The organism is Nocardioides zeicaulis (assembly GCF_042432345.1).
Classification (GTDB): Bacteria; Actinomycetota; Actinomycetes; order Propionibacteriales; family Nocardioidaceae; genus Nocardioides; species Nocardioides zeicaulis.
Map to the genome: position 1 here is coordinate 678,741 of NZ_JBHLXH010000001.1, position 15,567 is coordinate 694,307.

General features: G+C 73.3%; 17 protein-coding genes and 2 tRNA genes. 10 read left to right on the plus strand and 9 right to left on the minus strand.

Going from position 1 to position 15,567, the window contains the following annotated elements:
- Positions 1–90 precede the first annotated feature (90 nt).
- The 4 genes from ACFFJG_RS03365 to ACFFJG_RS03380 are packed head-to-tail and all read left to right on the plus strand — an operon-like array spanning position 91 to position 3,567.
- Positions 91–1,086, plus strand: coding sequence for a Bug family tripartite tricarboxylate transporter substrate binding protein (locus ACFFJG_RS03365; RefSeq protein ID WP_378517193.1), 996 nt, complete (start codon positions 91–93; stop codon positions 1,084–1,086).
- Positions 1,083–1,628 carry a tripartite tricarboxylate transporter TctB family protein gene (locus ACFFJG_RS03370; protein ID WP_378517194.1) on the plus strand — a complete coding sequence of 182 codons (546 nt, stop codon included), beginning with the start codon at positions 1,083–1,085 and terminating at the stop codon, positions 1,626–1,628. Before ACFFJG_RS03365 ends, ACFFJG_RS03370 begins: the two co-directional genes overlap by 4 nt.
- Positions 1,628–3,169, plus strand: a complete 1,542-nt coding sequence (locus ACFFJG_RS03375; RefSeq protein ID WP_378517195.1) for a tripartite tricarboxylate transporter permease — start codon at positions 1,628–1,630, stop codon at positions 3,167–3,169. Before ACFFJG_RS03370 ends, ACFFJG_RS03375 begins: the two co-directional genes overlap by 1 nt.
- Complete coding sequence (locus ACFFJG_RS03380) at positions 3,166–3,567, plus strand: universal stress protein (protein WP_378517196.1); 402 nt, start codon at positions 3,166–3,168, stop codon at positions 3,565–3,567. Before ACFFJG_RS03375 ends, ACFFJG_RS03380 begins: the two co-directional genes overlap by 4 nt.
- A 115-nt stretch (positions 3,568–3,682) precedes the next feature.
- Here the strand turns inward: ACFFJG_RS03380 and ACFFJG_RS03385 are convergent.
- The 6 genes from ACFFJG_RS03385 to ACFFJG_RS03410 form a co-directional block, all read right to left on the minus strand.
- Positions 3,683–3,758, minus strand: a tRNA-Glu gene (locus ACFFJG_RS03385).
- A gap of 86 nt (positions 3,759–3,844) precedes the next feature.
- A tRNA-Gln gene (locus ACFFJG_RS03390) sits at positions 3,845–3,916 on the minus strand.
- A gap of 71 nt (positions 3,917–3,987) precedes the next feature.
- The gene (locus tag ACFFJG_RS03395; protein ID WP_378517197.1) at positions 3,988–4,992 is read right to left on the minus strand and encodes a CPBP family intramembrane glutamic endopeptidase; all 1,005 of its coding nucleotides are present in this window, start codon (positions 4,990–4,992) and stop codon (positions 3,988–3,990) included.
- 10 nt (positions 4,993–5,002) lie between these two features.
- Positions 5,003–6,469 (minus strand): glutamate--tRNA ligase, encoded by a 1,467-nt coding sequence (gene gltX, locus ACFFJG_RS03400; protein ID WP_378517198.1) that lies wholly within the window; start codon positions 6,467–6,469, stop codon positions 5,003–5,005.
- A 21-nt stretch (positions 6,470–6,490) separates the two neighbouring features.
- The gene (locus ACFFJG_RS03405; RefSeq protein ID WP_378517199.1) at positions 6,491–7,303 is read right to left on the minus strand and encodes a fumarylacetoacetate hydrolase family protein; all 813 of its coding nucleotides are present in this window, start codon (positions 7,301–7,303) and stop codon (positions 6,491–6,493) included.
- Positions 7,304–7,522: 219 nt separating this feature from the next.
- The gene (locus ACFFJG_RS03410) at positions 7,523–8,509 is read right to left on the minus strand and encodes a hypothetical protein (protein WP_378517200.1); all 987 of its coding nucleotides are present in this window, start codon (positions 8,507–8,509) and stop codon (positions 7,523–7,525) included.
- A 116-nt stretch (positions 8,510–8,625) separates the two neighbouring features.
- Here ACFFJG_RS03410 and ACFFJG_RS03415 point away from each other — a divergent pair, with 116 nt between their 5' ends.
- Together ACFFJG_RS03415 and ACFFJG_RS03420 are read left to right on the plus strand one after the other, a co-directional pair.
- The gene (locus ACFFJG_RS03415; RefSeq protein ID WP_378517201.1) at positions 8,626–9,432 is read left to right on the plus strand and encodes a 3-methyladenine DNA glycosylase; all 807 of its coding nucleotides are present in this window, start codon (positions 8,626–8,628) and stop codon (positions 9,430–9,432) included.
- On the plus strand, positions 9,429–9,896 hold the full coding sequence (locus tag ACFFJG_RS03420) for a barstar family protein (RefSeq protein ID WP_378517202.1): 468 nt from the start codon (positions 9,429–9,431) through the stop codon (positions 9,894–9,896). Before ACFFJG_RS03415 ends, ACFFJG_RS03420 begins: the two co-directional genes overlap by 4 nt.
- Positions 9,897–9,900: 4 nt before the next feature.
- Here ACFFJG_RS03420 and ACFFJG_RS03425 read toward each other — a convergent pair whose 3' ends face one another.
- Positions 9,901–10,542, minus strand: coding sequence for a sulfotransferase family protein (locus tag ACFFJG_RS03425; protein WP_378517203.1), 642 nt, complete (start codon positions 10,540–10,542; stop codon positions 9,901–9,903).
- A gap of 42 nt (positions 10,543–10,584) precedes the next feature.
- Between ACFFJG_RS03425 and ACFFJG_RS03430 the strand changes: the two genes are divergently transcribed.
- The gene (locus tag ACFFJG_RS03430) at positions 10,585–11,193 is read left to right on the plus strand and encodes a pentapeptide repeat-containing protein (protein ID WP_378517204.1); all 609 of its coding nucleotides are present in this window, start codon (positions 10,585–10,587) and stop codon (positions 11,191–11,193) included.
- 260 nt (positions 11,194–11,453) lie between these two features.
- Here the strand turns inward: ACFFJG_RS03430 and ACFFJG_RS03435 are convergent, their stop codons facing one another.
- Positions 11,454–12,005: a TetR family transcriptional regulator gene (locus tag ACFFJG_RS03435; RefSeq protein ID WP_378517205.1), complete on the minus strand. Its 552-nt coding sequence runs from the start codon at positions 12,003–12,005 to the stop codon at positions 11,454–11,456.
- 120 nt (positions 12,006–12,125) lie between these two features.
- Here ACFFJG_RS03435 and ACFFJG_RS03440 point away from each other — a divergent pair, with 120 nt between their 5' ends.
- Genes ACFFJG_RS03440 through ACFFJG_RS03450 form a run of 3 tightly spaced genes read left to right on the plus strand, consistent with a single transcriptional unit; the run spans position 12,126 to position 14,040 of the window.
- The gene (locus tag ACFFJG_RS03440) at positions 12,126–12,746 is read left to right on the plus strand and encodes a biotin transporter BioY (protein WP_378517206.1); all 621 of its coding nucleotides are present in this window, start codon (positions 12,126–12,128) and stop codon (positions 12,744–12,746) included.
- A complete protein-coding gene (locus ACFFJG_RS03445; RefSeq protein WP_378517207.1) occupies positions 12,743–13,432 on the plus strand; it encodes an energy-coupling factor ABC transporter ATP-binding protein in 690 nt (229 codons plus the stop codon). The genes ACFFJG_RS03440 and ACFFJG_RS03445 overlap by 4 nt, the downstream gene beginning before the upstream one ends.
- Positions 13,429–14,040: a CbiQ family ECF transporter T component gene (locus tag ACFFJG_RS03450; protein WP_378517208.1), complete on the plus strand. Its 612-nt coding sequence runs from the start codon at positions 13,429–13,431 to the stop codon at positions 14,038–14,040. The genes ACFFJG_RS03445 and ACFFJG_RS03450 overlap by 4 nt, the downstream gene beginning before the upstream one ends.
- 52 nt (positions 14,041–14,092) lie before the next feature.
- Here the strand turns inward: ACFFJG_RS03450 and ACFFJG_RS03455 are convergent, their stop codons facing one another.
- A complete protein-coding gene (locus ACFFJG_RS03455) occupies positions 14,093–15,487 on the minus strand; it encodes an amidase (protein ID WP_378517209.1) in 1,395 nt (464 codons plus the stop codon).
- Between the last annotated feature and the right edge of the window lie 80 nt (positions 15,488–15,567).

The window sequence follows — 15,567 nt, forward strand, 5'->3', positions numbered from 1 at the left end:
ACGAGCACCACACGCAGTCTCCACCATCAGGTGGCCGGTCCGTGCGCGGACCGATCACGACCCCCACGAGATCGGAAGATCGGAGGGCGCATGAGGCGCCGAAGGACGACGAGAGCCCTCGCCACGGCAGTGGCGATCGGCAGCGCGCTGGTGCTGGCCACCGGCTGCGGGGTGACCCGGGGCGACCAGAGCCGGGACCTGACCATGCTGATCCCCAACAGCCCCGGTGGCGGCTACGACCAGACCGGGCGCGCCGCGGTCGCGGTGATGGACCACGGTGACATCACCGGCGGCTCGTTCGAGGTCACCAACGTGATCGGCGCCGGCGGCTCGGTGGCGATGACGCGCCTGATGAACGCCGAGGGCGACGAGCGCACCATGATGACCGCCGGCCTCGGCGTCGTCGGGTCGCTCTACTCCTTCGGTGCTCCCTACAAGCTCGACGACGCGACGCCGCTGGCCCAGCTCATCGAGGACCAGGAGGGCGTGCTCGTCCCGTCGGACTCGCCGTACAAGACGATCGACGACCTGGTCGAGGCGTGGAAGGCCGACCCCGGCTCGGTCGTCGTCGGCGGCGGGTCGTCGCCCGGCGGGCCCGACCACCTCTTCCCGATGCAGCTGGCCAGCGCGGTCGACGTGGAGCCCCGCGACGTGCGCTACGTGCCGTACGACGGCGGCGGTCCGCTGACCAGCGCCCTGCTCGGCAACAAGATCGACGTCGGCTTCTCCGGCGTCGGCGAGTTCACCGGGCAGCTGTCGTCCGGCGACCTGCGGCTGCTGGCCGTGTCGGGCGAGGAGCGCCTCAAGGGCGCGGGTATCGGCGACGCGCCCACCCTGACCGAGTCGGGCATCGACCTGGTCTTCACCAACTGGCGCGGCGTGTTCGCGCCGCCCGGCATCTCCGAGGAGCGGCGCGACGAGCTGATCGCGATGCTGCAGGAGATGCACGACACCCCCGAGTGGCACCAGGCGCTCGAGGACAACGGCTGGATCGACGAGTTCAAGACCGGCGACGACTTCACCGCGTTCCTGCAGGAGCAGGACCAGCGCGTCGCCACCACCCTCGAGGAGCTGGACCTGCTGTGAGCACACCACTCGACACCCACCCCGGGACACCCGGGACCCCGGGCGACCACGACCCCGCGCTCCCCGACCGCGACCTGCCGCAGCTCGGCCTGGCCGGCGCGCTGGTCGTGATCGGCGCCTACACCTTCTACGACGCGACCACGCTGCAGATCGGCTTCGGCGACCCGGTCGGCCCCCGCGTCTTCCCCTACGTCATCGGCGCCGTCACGGTGGTCCTCGGCGTGCTGCTCGCGATCGCCACGATGCGCGGCGACGTCGCCGAGGGCGAGGGCGGCGAGGACGTCGACCTGCGCCAGCCGGCCGACTGGCTGACCGTCCTCAAGCTCGTCGGCGTCCTGATGGTCACCGTGCTCACGGTTTCCTTCCTGGGCTGGGCGATCAGCGGCGCGATCCTGTTCGTCGGCGCGGCGTGGTCGCTCGGCAGCCGCACCCTCGTGCGTGACGTCATCGTCGGCCTCGTGCTGTCGGTCGGCAGCTGGTACGCCTTCCACGAGGGCCTCGGGGTCATCCTCCCGGCCGGGATCCTGGACGGGGTGCTCTGATGGACAGCCTCTCCCTGCTCGCCGACGGCTTCGGTGCCGTCCTCACCCCGCAGAACCTCCTCTTCGCCGCGATCGGCGTGCTGCTCGGCACGTTCGTCGGCGTGCTGCCCGGCATCGGGCCGGCCATGGCGGTGGCGCTGCTGCTGCCGGTGACCTACGGCCTGGACCCCGTCCCGGCGTTCATCATGTTCGCCGGCATCTACTACGGCGGCATGTACGGCGGGTCGACCACCTCGATCCTGCTCAACACCCCCGGTGAGTCCGCGTCGGTCATGACGGCCCTCGAGGGCAACCTCATGGCCCGGGCCGGCCGCGCCGCGCAGGCGCTGGCGACCGCGGCGATCGGCTCGTTCATCGCCGGCACGATCGGCACCCTGCTCGTGGTCTTCTTCGCCCCGGCGCTCGCCTCGGTGGCCGTCGAGATCGGCGCACCGTCCTACTTCGCGCTGATGGTCCTGGCGATGTTCTCGGTGACCAGCGTGCTCGGCGGGTCGGTGCTGCGCGGCTTCGTCGCCCTCTTCCTCGGCCTCACGATCGGACTGGTGGGCCTCGACCTCAACACCGGCCAGCCCCGGCTCAGCTTCGACCAGCCGCTGCTGGCGGACCGGATCGACGTCGTCGTGGTGGCGGTCGGCATCTTCGCCCTCGGCGAGGCCCTGTGGGTGGCAGCGCACCTGCGCCGCAGCCCGGTCCGGGTGATCCCGGTCGGCCGTCCCTGGATGGACCGCTCCGACTGGCGCCGCTCGTGGGGCCCCTGGCTGCGCGGCACGGCGTACGGCTTCCCGTTCGGCGCGTTGCCGGCGGGTGGCGCGGAGATCCCGACCTTCCTGTCCTACATCACCGAGAAGCGGCTCGCGAAGCGCAAGGGCGTCGACGAGTTCGGCAAGGGCGCCATCGAGGGCGTCGCGGGCCCGGAGGCGGCCAACAACGCCTCCGCTGCCGGCACCTTCGTGCCGCTGCTGGCCCTCGGCCTGCCGGTGACCGCGACCTCCGCGGTCATGCTCGCCGCCCTCCAGGGCTACGGCATCGAGCCGGGCCCCAGCCTGATGACCGACCAGCCCGAGCTGGTCTGGGCGCTGCTGGCCAGCCTGCTCATCGGCAACGCGCTGCTGCTGGTGCTCAACCTGCCGCTCGCCCCCGTGTGGGCCAAGCTGCTGCGGATCCCCCGGCCCCAGCTCTACGCCGGCATCCTGTTCTTCGCAGCCCTCGGCGCCTACGCCACCAACCTGCAGGCCTTCGACCTGTTCCTGCTGGTGGTGCTCGGACTGCTCGGGCTGGTCATGCGCCGCTTCGGCCTCCCCGTGCTGCCGCTGATCCTCGGGGTGATCCTCGGCCCGCTGATGGAGCAGAAGCTGCGCGAGGCGATGGCGATCTCCGACGGCGAGGTCTCGGGCCTGTGGAGCGAGCCGCTGGCCGTGGTGATCTACGTGGTCGTGGCGCTCGCCGTCGTGGCCCCCCTGGTGCTGCGGAGGGTGCGTCCCGCGCCAGCCGTGGTCGCCACCGAGCAGGACGTCCGTGACGAAGAGGAGAGCGTGCGATGACCGGGACCACGATCGTGGTGGGCTGGAGCCCCGACGAGTACGGCGAGGTGGCCCTGCGCCGCGCGGTCGAGGAGGCGCGGCTGCGCGAGGGGCGCGTCGTGGTGGTCAACGCCACCCGCGGCGACGCGCTGGTCGACGAGCGCTACGCCGACGAGGAGCAGCTGGGCCGGCTGGCCGAGGAGCTCGGCGCGAGCGGGCTGGAGGTCGACGTGCGCCGCTCCATGGGCGCCGACGTCGGCGACCAGGTGCTGGCGGTCGCGGCCGAGGTGTCCGCCGACCTCGTGGTCATCGGCCTGCGGCGCCGCTCGCCGGTCGGCAAGCTGCTGATGGGCAGCGTCGCGCAGCGGATCCTGCTCGGCGCGGAGTGCGCCGTGCTGGCGGTCAAGCCGCCCGCCTGACGCCCGAGCGGTGCGTGAGGGGGACTCCCGGGCTCGGGAGACCCCCTCACGCCCCGGCACTCTCCGAGGAACGACGAAGGGCCCGGTCCTGAGACCGGGCCCTTCGTTTCTGCGTTGGTACCCCCGACCGGATTTGAACCGGCGTTACCGCCGTGAGAGGGCGACGTCCTAGGCCGCTAGACGACGGGGGCTTGCAGGTGCCGCTCGCGAGCGGCGGGAGGAACAGTACCGAATCTTCCGGACCGCTCCAAATCCGGGCCTTGCGGCTCGGATCTTGCTGGGGTACTAGGACTCGAACCTAGAACAACTGAACCAGAATCAGCCGTGTTGCCAATTACACCATACCCCATGGGGGTATCGGATCACTCCGACCACCCACGTGGTTCCGTCCGTGCGACCTTCCGGAACCGACCCCGAACATTACATGCGAGGAGGCTGGGCGACCAATTCGGGGTGCCCTCCCGCCGGCGGCGCGGCGGCCCCGACGGCGGGGCCCTCGGCGGTGAGGCCCATGGCCCTGGCGGCCCACGAGGCGAGCACCAGGTAGACCAGCGACTGGGTCAGCGTGGACAGGATCATCCAGTAGCTGCTGCCTCCCGTGGCGTTGAGCGCCGACGTGAGGTCGCCGAACGCCAGCGCCAGGCCGAAGGCGAGGAAGTTGTTGAGCACGTGCATCGCGATGCCGGCCTCCAGCCCGCCCGTGCGGATGACGAGGACGCCCGCGACCACGCCGAAGGCGAACCGGTCGAAGAACACGGGCGGGTCCTGCGAGAGCCCGTGGAAGAGCGCGAAGATCAGCGCGGGGCCGACCACCGCCAGCACCTGCGAGGCACGTCGCCCCCACACCAGCGAGCCGAAGGCCTGGGTGAGGTAGCCGCGGAACAGGTACTCCTCCCCCGCCGCCTGCAGCGGCGTGAGGAGCACGATCACGAGCAGGAAGTCGCGGGTGCGGGTGGTGAAGTCGTTCATCTCCCCGACCGGCGCCTCGCCCGGCGCGAGCGGCAGCAGCGTGCCGACGACCAGCGAGGCGACCAGCGCGACCAGGGCGAGGCCCAGGCAGACCAGCAGGTAGCGCCAGCGCAGCCGCGGCGCCACCGACGACACCCAGCGCGGCTTGAGCCGGTGGAGCAGCCACGTCACCAGGAACGTCGCAGGGATCGCGGAGGCGATGACGACGTTGAGCAGCGCGAGCCCGACCGGTGTCGCCTCCGCCGTCACGTCGAGCGCGGCCTGGGCGTCGGCGGCGCTGCGGCCACCGGCCATCAGCAGCGCGAACGCCACCAGGCCGGCGACCAGCGGCACCAGCGCGAAGACGAGGACGAGGAGCAGCACCGAGCCCAGCAGCGAGCGCCAGACGCCGGGTCGGCCGACGCGGTGGAGCTGGTGGTACTGCGGCCGGAAGTCCGGTGTCAGCTCTCGAGCCACCGTGCGACCCTCAGGCCAGCGCCGAGCGGAGGCGCGCGAGGCTGCGCTCGCGACCGAGCAGCTCCATCGACTCGAAGAGCGGCGGGCTCACCCGGCGGCCGGTGACCGCGACGCGGACCGGGCCGAAGGCCACGCGCGGCTTGAGCTCCATCCCCTCGACCAGGGCGACGCGCAGCGCCTCCTCGATCGAGGCCGTGGACCACTCGTGGATGCCCTCGAGGGCGTCGAGGGACGCCTGCACCACCCCGCGGCCGGTCTCGTCGAGCACCTTGGCGACGTCGTCGCCGTCGCGCTCGAAGGCGGCCTCGTCGACGAACAGGAACCCGAGCATCGGAGCGGCCTCGGTGAGCTTGTTGATCCGCTCGCCGACCAGCGGCATCGCGAGCTCGAGCATCTGCGCGTCCGCGTCGGACACCGGGTCGCCCACGACGCCGGCCTCCTTGAGGAACGGCAGCACCCGGTGGGTGATCTCGTCGAGGGACAGCAGCCGCATCTGCGAGGTGTTGATCGCCTCGGCCTTCTTGAGGTCGAAGCGCGCCGGGTTGGGGTTGACGTCCTTGATGTCGAACGCCTCCACCATCTCGGCGAGGGAGAAGACGTCGCGGTCGCCCGAGATCGACCAGCCGAGCAGGGCGAGGTAGTTGAGCAGGCCCTCGGGGATGAAACCCTGCTCGCGGTAGGCCAGCGCGTGCGCCTCCGGGTCGCGCTTGGAGAGCTTCTTGTTGCCCTGGCCCATGACGTAGGGCAGGTGGCCGTAGACCGGCGTGGTGGTGGCGATGCCGAGCGCGACCAGCGCCTCGAACAGCGCCAGCTGGCGCGGGGTGCTGGAGAGCAGGTCCTCGCCGCGCAGGACGTGGGTGATCTCCATCAGCGCGTCGTCGACCGGGTTGACCAGCGTGTAGAGCGGGTCACCGTTGGCGCGCGAGAGGGCGTAGTCGGGGACGTTCTCGGTCTCGAAGCTGATCTCGCCGCGGACCGCGTCGTCCCAGGTGATCGAGCCCTCCGGCATCCGGAAGCGGACGACCGGCCGGCGACCCTCGGCCTCGAAGGCTGCGCGCTGCTCGGCGGACAGGTCGCGGCAGAAGCCGTCGTAGCCCTGCGCCTTCGAGCCGGAGGCCTTGCGACGCGCGTCGACCTCCTCGGTCGTGCAGAAGCAGTCGTAGGTGTAGGACGAGTCGCGCAGCCGCGCCAGCACGTCGCGGTAGACGTCGCCGCGCTCGCTCTGGAGGTACGGCCCGTGCGGTCCGCCGACCTCGATGCCCTCGTCCCAGTCGAGGCCGAGCCAGCGCCACAGCTTGAGGATCGCGTCGTAGGACTCCTGCGTGCTGCGCTCGCGGTCGGTGTCCTCCATCCGGAACACGATTTGGCCACCGTGGTGGCGCGCGAACGCCCAGTTGAACAGGGCGGTGCGGACCAGGCCGACGTGCGGCGAGCCGGTGGGCGAGGGGCAGAAGCGGACGCGGACGGGGGTGCTCATGGTGATGGGGTCTCTCCGGGTCTAGCCGCGTCGGGCGACGGGGTTGGTCAGGGCGCCGATGCCGGCGATCGAGATCTCGACCTCGTCACCGACCTGCATCGGACCGACACCCTCGGGGGTGCCGGTGAGGATGACGTCGCCGGGCAGCAGCGTCATCACGGACGAGACGTGGGCGACCAGGGCCGGCACGTCGAAGATCATGTCGGCGGTGGTGCCGTCCTGGACGACGTCGCCGTTGAGGTAGGTCTGCACCGCGCGGCCGTCGGCGAAGGCCTGCGGGTCGAGGTCGGTCTCGATCCACGGCCCCAGCGGGCAGAAGGAGTCGAAGCCCTTGGCGCGGGTGAACTGCACGTCGGACTTCTGCAGGTCGCGCGCGGTGACGTCGTTGGCGATCGTGTAGCCGAAGATCACGTCGGTCGCCTGCTCGGCCGGGACGTCGCGGCAGATGCGTCCGATGACGACGGCGAGCTCGCCCTCGTAGTGGAGGTTGCTGGTCTGCGGCGGGTAGTAGATCGGGTCGCCCGGGCCGACCACCGTGGTGTTCGGCTTGAGGAACATCAGCGGCTCGGCAGGCACGTCACCGCCCATCTCCGCGGCGTGGGCGGCGTAGTTGCGGCCGATCCCGACCACCTTGCTGCGCGGGATGACCGGCGCGAGCAGGCGTACGTCGGCCAGCCGGTGCTCCTCCTCGAGCAGCTTGATCCCGACGTAGAGGGGGTCCCCGGCGAGGGCGACCACCACCGAGTCGTCGGCGGGCTGGCCGAACTCGTCGACCTCGCCGGTCACGACCCCGAACCGCGGCTCCTCGCCGGTGCTGAACCTGCAGATGCGCATGACCCGACCCTATCGAGCGCCCCGGCACCTCGGCGACGTCGGGCGAGCCGGGGGCAGGGCGTCCCGGTGCCTGTCCGGGACGCCCCGCCGTGCCGGTGGTCAGTCACCCCCGTGACCCTGACCACCACGAGCCGCTCGAAGCGGTGTCGCGCCCATCGTGCCCCGGCCCGGCGCGGGGTCCGAACGCTCCGGCACAACCCGAACAACCCCGAACAGCGATCAGTCCGCGGACCCGCCGAGCCGGAGCCAGCGGACCGACATCGACGCGCGCACCCGGGCCGGCAACGACTCGACGACCACCATGGCGAGGAAGCCCGAGATCAGCTTGTCCACGACCGAGGTGAGCACGTTGGACACCGCGACCGAGGCCCACATCGAGGAGAGCAGGACGTGGGCGCTCCGCGTGACCGCGTCCGTGCCGTGGCCGGAGAAGCCGTGGTCCACGGTGACGATGAGGGGGACGGCGACGACCGAGCACACCGCAGCCACGAGCAGGTTGAGCAGGAAGAAGCGCGGCACGGAGCGCGCCAGGGCGAAGCGCCGCACGCCGTAGCCCCAGAGGAGCGCCCCCACCACGTTGACCGGCGCGAACAGCAGCGACTCGGGCCCGCTGACCGCGACGCCGGCGATGTTGGTGGCCAGGCCGACGAGCGCTCCCCACCACGGACCGAGCACGACCGCCGCGCAGGCGGTGCCGGTCATGTCGAGGTGCACCGGCAGGTGCAGCAGGTCGACCAGGCTGCGCCCGAGCAGGTTGAGGAGCAGGCTGCCGAGCAGCACCCCCACCACCCAGCCGCGGGGGATCCGACCCGGCGGCGGCGCTGCCGGATGGGGCTCGGGGTCGGGCTCGGGCTCGAGCCGGTGGTCGGGCTGAGCCTCCGGCGCGGGTGCCGGGACGGGGTCGCTCGCCGGGACCGTCGCACGGCTCCGGGCCCGCCGGGCCTCCTCGGCCCACCGGTCCGCCTGCTCGTCCGTGGCCCCGAGCGCGCGGCCGAGGTCGCCGATGAGGTCCGCGTCGATGCGCTGGCGCCCGAGGCGGAAGGCGTCGTACACCGTGGTCCGCCCCACGCGCGCGGCCTCGGGGCTGGAGCCACGCTCGCGGCGGACCCGGCTGACCCGGCTGGCGAGCTCGCCGAACGACGGCTGCCCGGCCTCGTCCCGGAGCGCGACCAGGCGGCGGACGAGGTCGTCGTACGGTCCGTCCATCCCTGCCACCTGCTCCCCCGGTCCGTGCCCGGCCCGGATCGTATCTAGAGTCGTGCGCCATGGAGGTGCTCTCGCGGGATTCGTGGCGTGCGCGCGCCGAGGCGCACGCGGCTCGCGTGGACGCGCTCGTCGCACCGCACCTCGCGCGCCGTTCCGGGCAGGTGAAGCACCCGGTCCACGACTTCCTCTTCACCTACTACTCCCAGCGCCCCGCGCAGCTGCGGCGGTGGCACCCGGGGTTCGGTGTCCTGCTCGAGGACGCGCCCGAGCACGCCGGGCTGAAGGGCTACGACGGGGACCCGGTCGGGGTCACCGAGGCCCACGTGGCGTCCCAGCAGCGCCTGCTGCGCCAGGTCCACGGCCTGCTGTCGGCCACCGCGGCACGGGCGCCCCAGCTCAGCTGCTTCGGGCTGCACGAGTGGGCGATGGTGCACCGCTCGGTCGAGCACGGCACGCGCCACGACTGGCCGCTGCGCCTGGGTCCGGCCGGCACCGACGAGGTCGTCGAGCAGCACCGCATCGGGTGCACGCACTTCGACGCGTTCCGGTTCTTCACCCCCACCGCGCGCCTGCTCAACACCCTCCAGCCCGGTCGCGACGACCGGACCGCCTTCGAGCAGCCCGGCTGCCTGCACGCCGGGATGGACCTTTACAAGCACGCCTTCCGGCTCAGCCCGATGGTGCCCAGCGAGCTCGTCGCCGACTGCTTCGAGCTCGCCCGCGAGATCCGGGTGCTCGACATGCGCGCCTCCCCCTACGACCTCGCCGGCCTCGGGTTCGACCCCGTCGCCATCGAGACCACGGCCGGCAAGGCGGCGTACGTGGAGGCTCAGCGCGGGTTCGCCGAGCGCGGCGCTCCCCTGCGCGCGCGCCTGGTCGCCGAGTGCGAGCGACTGCTCGCGGTCGTGGGCTCGCCGGCGTGAGCCCGCGACCGCACGTCCGCTCGGCGCTGCCCTGGCTGCGCTCCGGACCCGTCCACAAGGTCCACACGAGCGCGGTCGCGGAGATGGACGACCTCATCGCGCGGGCGGGCTACCTGCGCCTCGACCTCGACGGGGCCGTGATGACCTCGCGCGCGGCGGCGCACGCGGAGATCGGGCGCGCGTTCGGCTTCCCCGACTGGTACGGACCGAGCTGGGACGGCTTCAACGACTGCATGGGCGGCTGGGTCCTCGAGCACGACGGAGACCTGGTGGCCGTGGTGGTGAGCGGCGTGGAGGAGGCGGCGGCCGCGGCCCCGGTGACGACGATCGAGGTCGGGTGGGGTCTGCTCGAGGTGAAGTTCGGCGTGGTGCCGACCCTCGGGGCGGGGCAGACGGCCACGATCGACCTCGACCTCTTCATGGTCGGCGACGGGCCGGACTTCGACCGTCCCGGGCCTGCCTGAGGCCCTAGAACTCGTAGCCGAACGCCTCGATGGTGTCGGCGAAGACCTCGGCGACGCGCTGGCGCGAGGCGTCGGTGTAGAGCTCGCGGTAGTGGCCGGCCGGGCGGGCGTTGCCCTTGGCCCGGGGCAGGTCGGGCTCGCCTGGGAGCTCGAGGTGGGCCCAGACCTCGCGCAGCTCGGCGTCGAGGTTCTCGTAGCGCAGCACGCGGTCGAGCGCCATCTTCCCGCGGATCCGGTAGAGCCGGCGGTTGTTGGACAGCTGCTCGATCCAGATCTCCTGGACGTAGGTCTCGAAGTCGGGCAGCTCGGGGCGGTCCTTGTACTTCCAGAAGTAGAGCGAGACGACCGCGTCCCAGGGGTTCCGCTCGATGGCGAAGGTGAAGTAGTCGTTCCACGCCTCGGGGCCCACCAGGTCGCGCGTGGCCTTGGCGCCCATGTGGTTGTAGGCCTTGCGGGGCAGGGGCGGCGAGGCGAAGTTCTGCGGTCCGCGACCGCCCGCGGCCGCACGCAGCGCCTCGTCCTCCGGGCTGATCTCGGTGATGATGTCGTCGGGACCGCACACCTGCGACAGCGCGATCTCCACGCTCGTGCCCGCCGTCTTGCGGGTCTTGAGGAAGATGAAGCGATGGAGGTGGGACGCGATCACGGGGAAGACCCTAGCCGTCGGCCCGCCGATACGGTGGACGCCGTGACCGAGCCCCAGACAGCCACCGGCACCCACTTCCGCGGCGAGGACTGGTACGGCGACGACCTCGGCGCCGCCCGGTTCACCGACTGCACCTTCACCGACGTCGACCTGTCCGAGGCCACGACGTCGGGTGCGGTCTTCGAGGGCTGCACCTTCCACGGCGGGCGGTTCAACGCCTCGACCCACACCGCCACCGCGTTCGTGGGCTGCGACTTCCGGCGGACGTCGTTCTTCGACGCGACCCTCGACGGCTGCAAGCTGGTCGGCTCGACCTTCACCGAGTGCACCCTGCGCCCGCTCACCGTCACCGGTGGCTCCTGGCTGGGCGTGACCATCCGCGGCACCATCCTCGCCCGCCTCGACCTGCGCGGTGTCGACCTCCGCGAGGCCGACCTGTCGATGTCGGACCTGACCCTCGCCGTCCTCGCCGGCGCGCGGCTCGACCGTGCCGTCCTGCGCGAGACCACCCTCGACCGCACCGACCTCCGCGGCGCGAGCCTCGACGGCGTCGACCTGTCGGCCGCGACCCTCAGGCGGACCCGCCTCGACCTCGCCGGCGCCGTCCTGCTCGCCGAGCTGCACGGCGCGGACGTCGACACCTCCGGCTAGGGCGTACGTCCCGGCCCCCCGGCCCGCCGGCCCGCCGGCTGCTCCTCCCCCGGGTATCTAGGGACGTTCTGGTGGGAGAAATGGCCTCCCGACCCACCAGAACGTCCCTAGATACCCGGCCTCGGGCCCGAGCCCGGTGACGACCGCGACCTGCCGCGGGCGGCGTACGCCACCGACTGGACGCACGCCGTTGACGCTGGACGCACGCCATGGCGTGCGTCGAGCGGACACAGGTCCGCTCGAGTCACCCCGTGGACGCCTCACGCGAGCCGGGCGCGCAGCCCGTCGACGACGAGGTCGAGCCCGAGGTCGAAGTCGGGCAGCGACTCCAGCGGTCGGTCGACGGCGCCGAGGCTGACGGCCTGGCGCGCGGTCTGCTCCTCGAAGGCGTGGCCGAAGACGTAGTGCAGCAGGGTGCGGGACGCGACGGCGGCGAGGTCGGCGGGCGCACCGGCGTCGGCGAGCACCTTCTCGAGCTCGCTCACCGGTCCGGCCGCGCCGAGGCCGAAGGCCCAGACCGTGGCGACCACGTCGGCGCCGTCGGTGCAGGCCAGCATGGCCAGGCGCAGCTCGGTGCAGACCTCGCGCAGCCGGTCGGGCCACGCGACCGCCGTCCTGGGGCGGGCGCCGCGGGCCAGGATCTCGTCGGCGACGGCCGCGAGGAGCTCCTGCTTGCTGGCGAAGTGGTGGTAGATCGCGCTCGGCTGCACGCCGAGCTCGGAGCCGAGCCGGCGCATCGTCAGCGCGGACAGCCCGTGGGTGTCGAGCAGCGCGACGGCGTGCGCCAGGACGTCGCTGCGCCTGTGGGCCACGCCACCCTCCCGCTCGTCGGACCGCGTTGACGCGGTGCTGGCGCCCACCCTAACCTGAACGCCGTTCAGCCTGAACACCGTTCAGGTGGCCCCGCACCCCGAGCCAGCCCGAGGAAAACCATGAGCACCCGTGCGCGCACCCGCCACCACCCCGGCACCGACATCGCCCTGGTCGCCGCGTTCGCCGCCCTCGTCGCCGCGTGCGCCCTGCTGCCCGCCATCAAGGTGGCCGGCCCCGTCCCCATCACGCTGCAGACCTTCGCGGTGCTGCTCTCCGGTGCGGTCCTGGGCTCCCGGCGCGGCTTCCTCGCGGTCCTGCTGTACGTCGTCGCGGGCGCGGCGGGGCTGCCGATCTTCTCCGGCGGCGCCGGCGGTCCGGCCGTGCTGGCCGGGCCGACGGCCGGCTACCTCGTCGGCTTCCCGCTCGCGGCCGGCCTCTGCGGTGCCATCGTCGAACGGCTCCCGCGCCGCTCCCTGGTGAGCTCCGTGGCCGTCTTCTGCGCGGGCCTGCTGAGCTCGGCGGTCTGCATCCACACCCTCGGCATGGCCGGGCTCGTGCTGCGCGCCGACATGTCGTGGGCGACGGCGTTCGACATCGACAAGGTCTTCTGGATCGGCGACGTGCTGAAGAACGTGGCGATGGCCCTCGTCGCCACCGCCGTCCACCGCGCCTTCCCCGACATGCTCGGACGCGAGGTCCTGGCGCCGCTCGCGCAGCCCGAGGGCACGCCCGCCGCGTGAGTGACGTCCGCCTCGAGCAGGTCACCGTCTCGGTCCCGACGCACGACGGGCAGCGCGAGATCCTGCACGAGACCTCGCTGCACCTCACCGAGCGGCGGATCGCCCTGGTCGGCCCCAACGGCTCGGGCAAGTCGACGCTCGCGCGTCTGCTCAACGGGCTGGTGCCGGCCACCAGCGGCCGCGTCCTGGTCGACGGCCTCGACGTCGCCCGCGACGGGCGCGAGGTCCGGCGGCGCGTCGGCTTCGTCTTCACCGACCCGGCCGCGCAGCTGGTCATGCCCACCGCCCGCGAGGATGTGGCCCTGTCGCTGCGCCGCACCCACCGCGACCGGACGGCGCGGCTCGAGGCCGCCGACCGGGTGCTCGCCGACTTCGGCCTCGCCGGCTTCGGCGACCGCAGCGTCCACGCGCTGTCCGGCGGCGAGGGCCAGCTCCTGGCGCTCGCGGGCGTGCTCGCGACCGGCCCGTCGGTCCTGGTCGCGGACGAGCCGACCACCCTCCTCGACCTCGGCAACAGCCGGCGGGTCGGTGACCTGCTGATGGGCCTCGAGCAGCAGGTGGTCGTGGTGACCCACGACCTCGAGCTGGCCGCGCGGTGCGACCGGGCGCTGCTGGTGCGCGACGGGCGGGTCGAGCGCGACGGCCACCCGGCCGAGGTCGTGGCCCACTACCGGGCGCACGCGTGAGCGCCGAGCTGCTCGGGCTGCACCGGCCCGGGACGACGGTGCTGCACCGTCTCCCCGCGGGCGCCAAGCTCCTCGGGCTCGTCGTCGCCAGCACGGTCGTGGTCGTCGTACGCGGGCCGGTGTCGGGCCTCCTCGCCCTGGGCGTGTCCTTCGCAGTGCTCACCTGGTCGGGAGCGCCGCTGCGGGCGACGGTGCGCGCGCTGCGCTGGCTGCTGCTCACGACCGCGCTCCTGGGCGCCTGGACGGTCTGGCAGAACGGCTGGCCTCGCGCGGTCGAGGTGGTCGCGGACCTGCTGGCGCTCGTGCTTCTCGCGACCACGCTCACCGTGACGACGCCCGTCGACGCGGTGATGGACGCGCTGGCGCGGGGGCTGCGACCGCTGCGGCGCCTCGGCGTCGACCCCGACGCGGTGGCGCTGGCGTTCTCGCTGATGCTCCGGGCGATCCCCTCGACGATCCTGCTCGCCGAGGAGGCCCGCGACGCCGCCGTCGCGCGGGGGCTCGAGCGCTCGCCGCGGGCGCGGCTGATCCCCTTCGTGGTGCGGGTGGTGGCCCGCGCCCGCGACACCGGCGACGCCCTCCACGCGCGCGGGATCGGCGACGACTGACCGTCGGTCGCTCCGGGCCGGCGAGCTGCGGGTGCGCGGACCGAGCACCGGCTCACCAGCCCGGCGGCCTCCGGTCGTGCCACGGCGCGGCGGCCTCGACCTGCGCGGACAGCGAGAGCAGCAGCTCCTCCTCGGCGGGCCGCGCGGCGAGCATCACGCCGACGGGCAGGCCGTCGTCGGTCCAGTGGAGCGGCAGCGACACCGCCGGCATGCCGGTGACGTTCCACGCGCTGGTCCAGGGCGTGAACGCCTTCTGCGCCGCGAAGTCGCGGGCCGGGTCGGCGTCGTCGCGCAGCTCCCCCACCGGCGCCGGCGGGCGGGCGAGCGTGGGCGTGAGGACGACGTCGTACGGCGCGAGGGCGGCGAGGGCCGCCGCGGCGTGCTGGCGCAGCCGGGCGATGGCGAGGCCGAACCCGGGGCCGCTGACGGCGTGGCCGCGTGCGGACAACCAGCGGGTGAGCGGTCGCAGCCGGTCCTCGCGGCCGGGGGGCGCGGCCGAGAGGGCGGTGAGGACGGCCCAGCAGGTCTCGAAGTCGGCGACCGCGTCGCGCGGGATCGGCACCGGCACGTCCTCGACCTCGTGCCCGAGGCCCTCCAGCAGCCGTGAGGCGGCGTCCCACGCGGCGACGCTCGTGGCGTCGACCGCGACGTCGGCGATGACCGGCTCGACGAACCGGGCCACGCGCAGCCGTCCGGGCTCGCGGTCGCAGGCGGCGAGGAACGGCGCGGAGGGCGCCGGCGCCCACGACGGGTCGCCGACGCGGCGTCCTGCGATCACGTCGAGCAGCGCCGCCGCGTCGTGGACCGTACGGGCGAGGGTGCCGGCGGTCGACAGCCCGACGGGGTCGCCGTAGCGCGGTGCACCGCTGACCCGGCCGCGCGTGGGCTTGAGGCCGACGAGGCCGCAGCACGAGGCGGGGATCCGGATCGAGCCACCGCCGTCGGAGCCCGGCGCCACCGGCAGGAGCCCAGCGGCCACCGCTGCTGCGGCGCCGCCCGAGGACCCGCCGGCCGTCCGGGCCGTGTCCCAGGGCGTGACCGACGGTGGTGCGACGTCGGGCTCGGTGTAGCAGGGCGAGCCGAACTCCGGGGTGCTCGTCTTGCCCAGGCTCGGCATCCCGGCGTCCTCGACCGACTGCACGAGGGCGTCGGACTCCTCGGGCACGAAGTCGTCGTAGGCCGCGGACCCGAACGTGGTGCGGACACCGGCCGTGGGGTGGAGGTCCTTGATGCCGGTCGGCACGCCCCACAGCGGCCCGGCGTCCGCAGGTGGGCCGGCCTCGACGAGGCGGCGGGCGTGCTCGCGGGCGCGGTCGTGGGAGGTGGTGACGAAGGCGCCGACCCGGTCGGCGCGGGCGGCGTAGTGCTCGACGAGCTCGACGGGCGACACCTCGCCCCGGCGTACGGCGTCGCCCTGCTCGAGCGCGGTCAGGTCGTGGAGCGGCATGGGGGCGACGCTAGCGGGCGGCGCGTACGAGCTGTCGGCGCCGGGGTGGGCGTCGAGATCCCCGGATATCCGGGGAAACC

What these genes read in the sequence shown, in the direction of transcription:
- ACFFJG_RS03455 (WP_378517209.1), bottom strand. Translation starts at nt 15,487, where the DNA reads ATGCCGCTCCACGACCTGACCGCGCTCGAGCAGGGCGACGCCGTACGC.
- ACFFJG_RS03405 (WP_378517199.1), bottom strand. Translation starts at nt 7,303, where the DNA reads ATGCGCATCTGCAGGTTCAGCACCGGCGAGGAGCCGCGGTTCGGGGTC.
- ACFFJG_RS03365 (WP_378517193.1), top strand. Translation starts at nt 91, where the DNA reads ATGAGGCGCCGAAGGACGACGAGAGCCCTCGCCACGGCAGTGGCGATC.
- ACFFJG_RS03410 (WP_378517200.1), bottom strand. Translation starts at nt 8,509, where the DNA reads ATGGACGGACCGTACGACGACCTCGTCCGCCGCCTGGTCGCGCTCCGG.
- ACFFJG_RS03380 (WP_378517196.1), top strand. Translation starts at nt 3,166, where the DNA reads ATGACCGGGACCACGATCGTGGTGGGCTGGAGCCCCGACGAGTACGGC.
- ACFFJG_RS03440 (WP_378517206.1), top strand. Translation starts at nt 12,126, where the DNA reads ATGAGCACCCGTGCGCGCACCCGCCACCACCCCGGCACCGACATCGCC.
- gltX (WP_378517198.1), bottom strand. Translation starts at nt 6,469, where the DNA reads ATGAGCACCCCCGTCCGCGTCCGCTTCTGCCCCTCGCCCACCGGCTCG.
- ACFFJG_RS03375 (WP_378517195.1), top strand. Translation starts at nt 1,628, where the DNA reads ATGGACAGCCTCTCCCTGCTCGCCGACGGCTTCGGTGCCGTCCTCACC.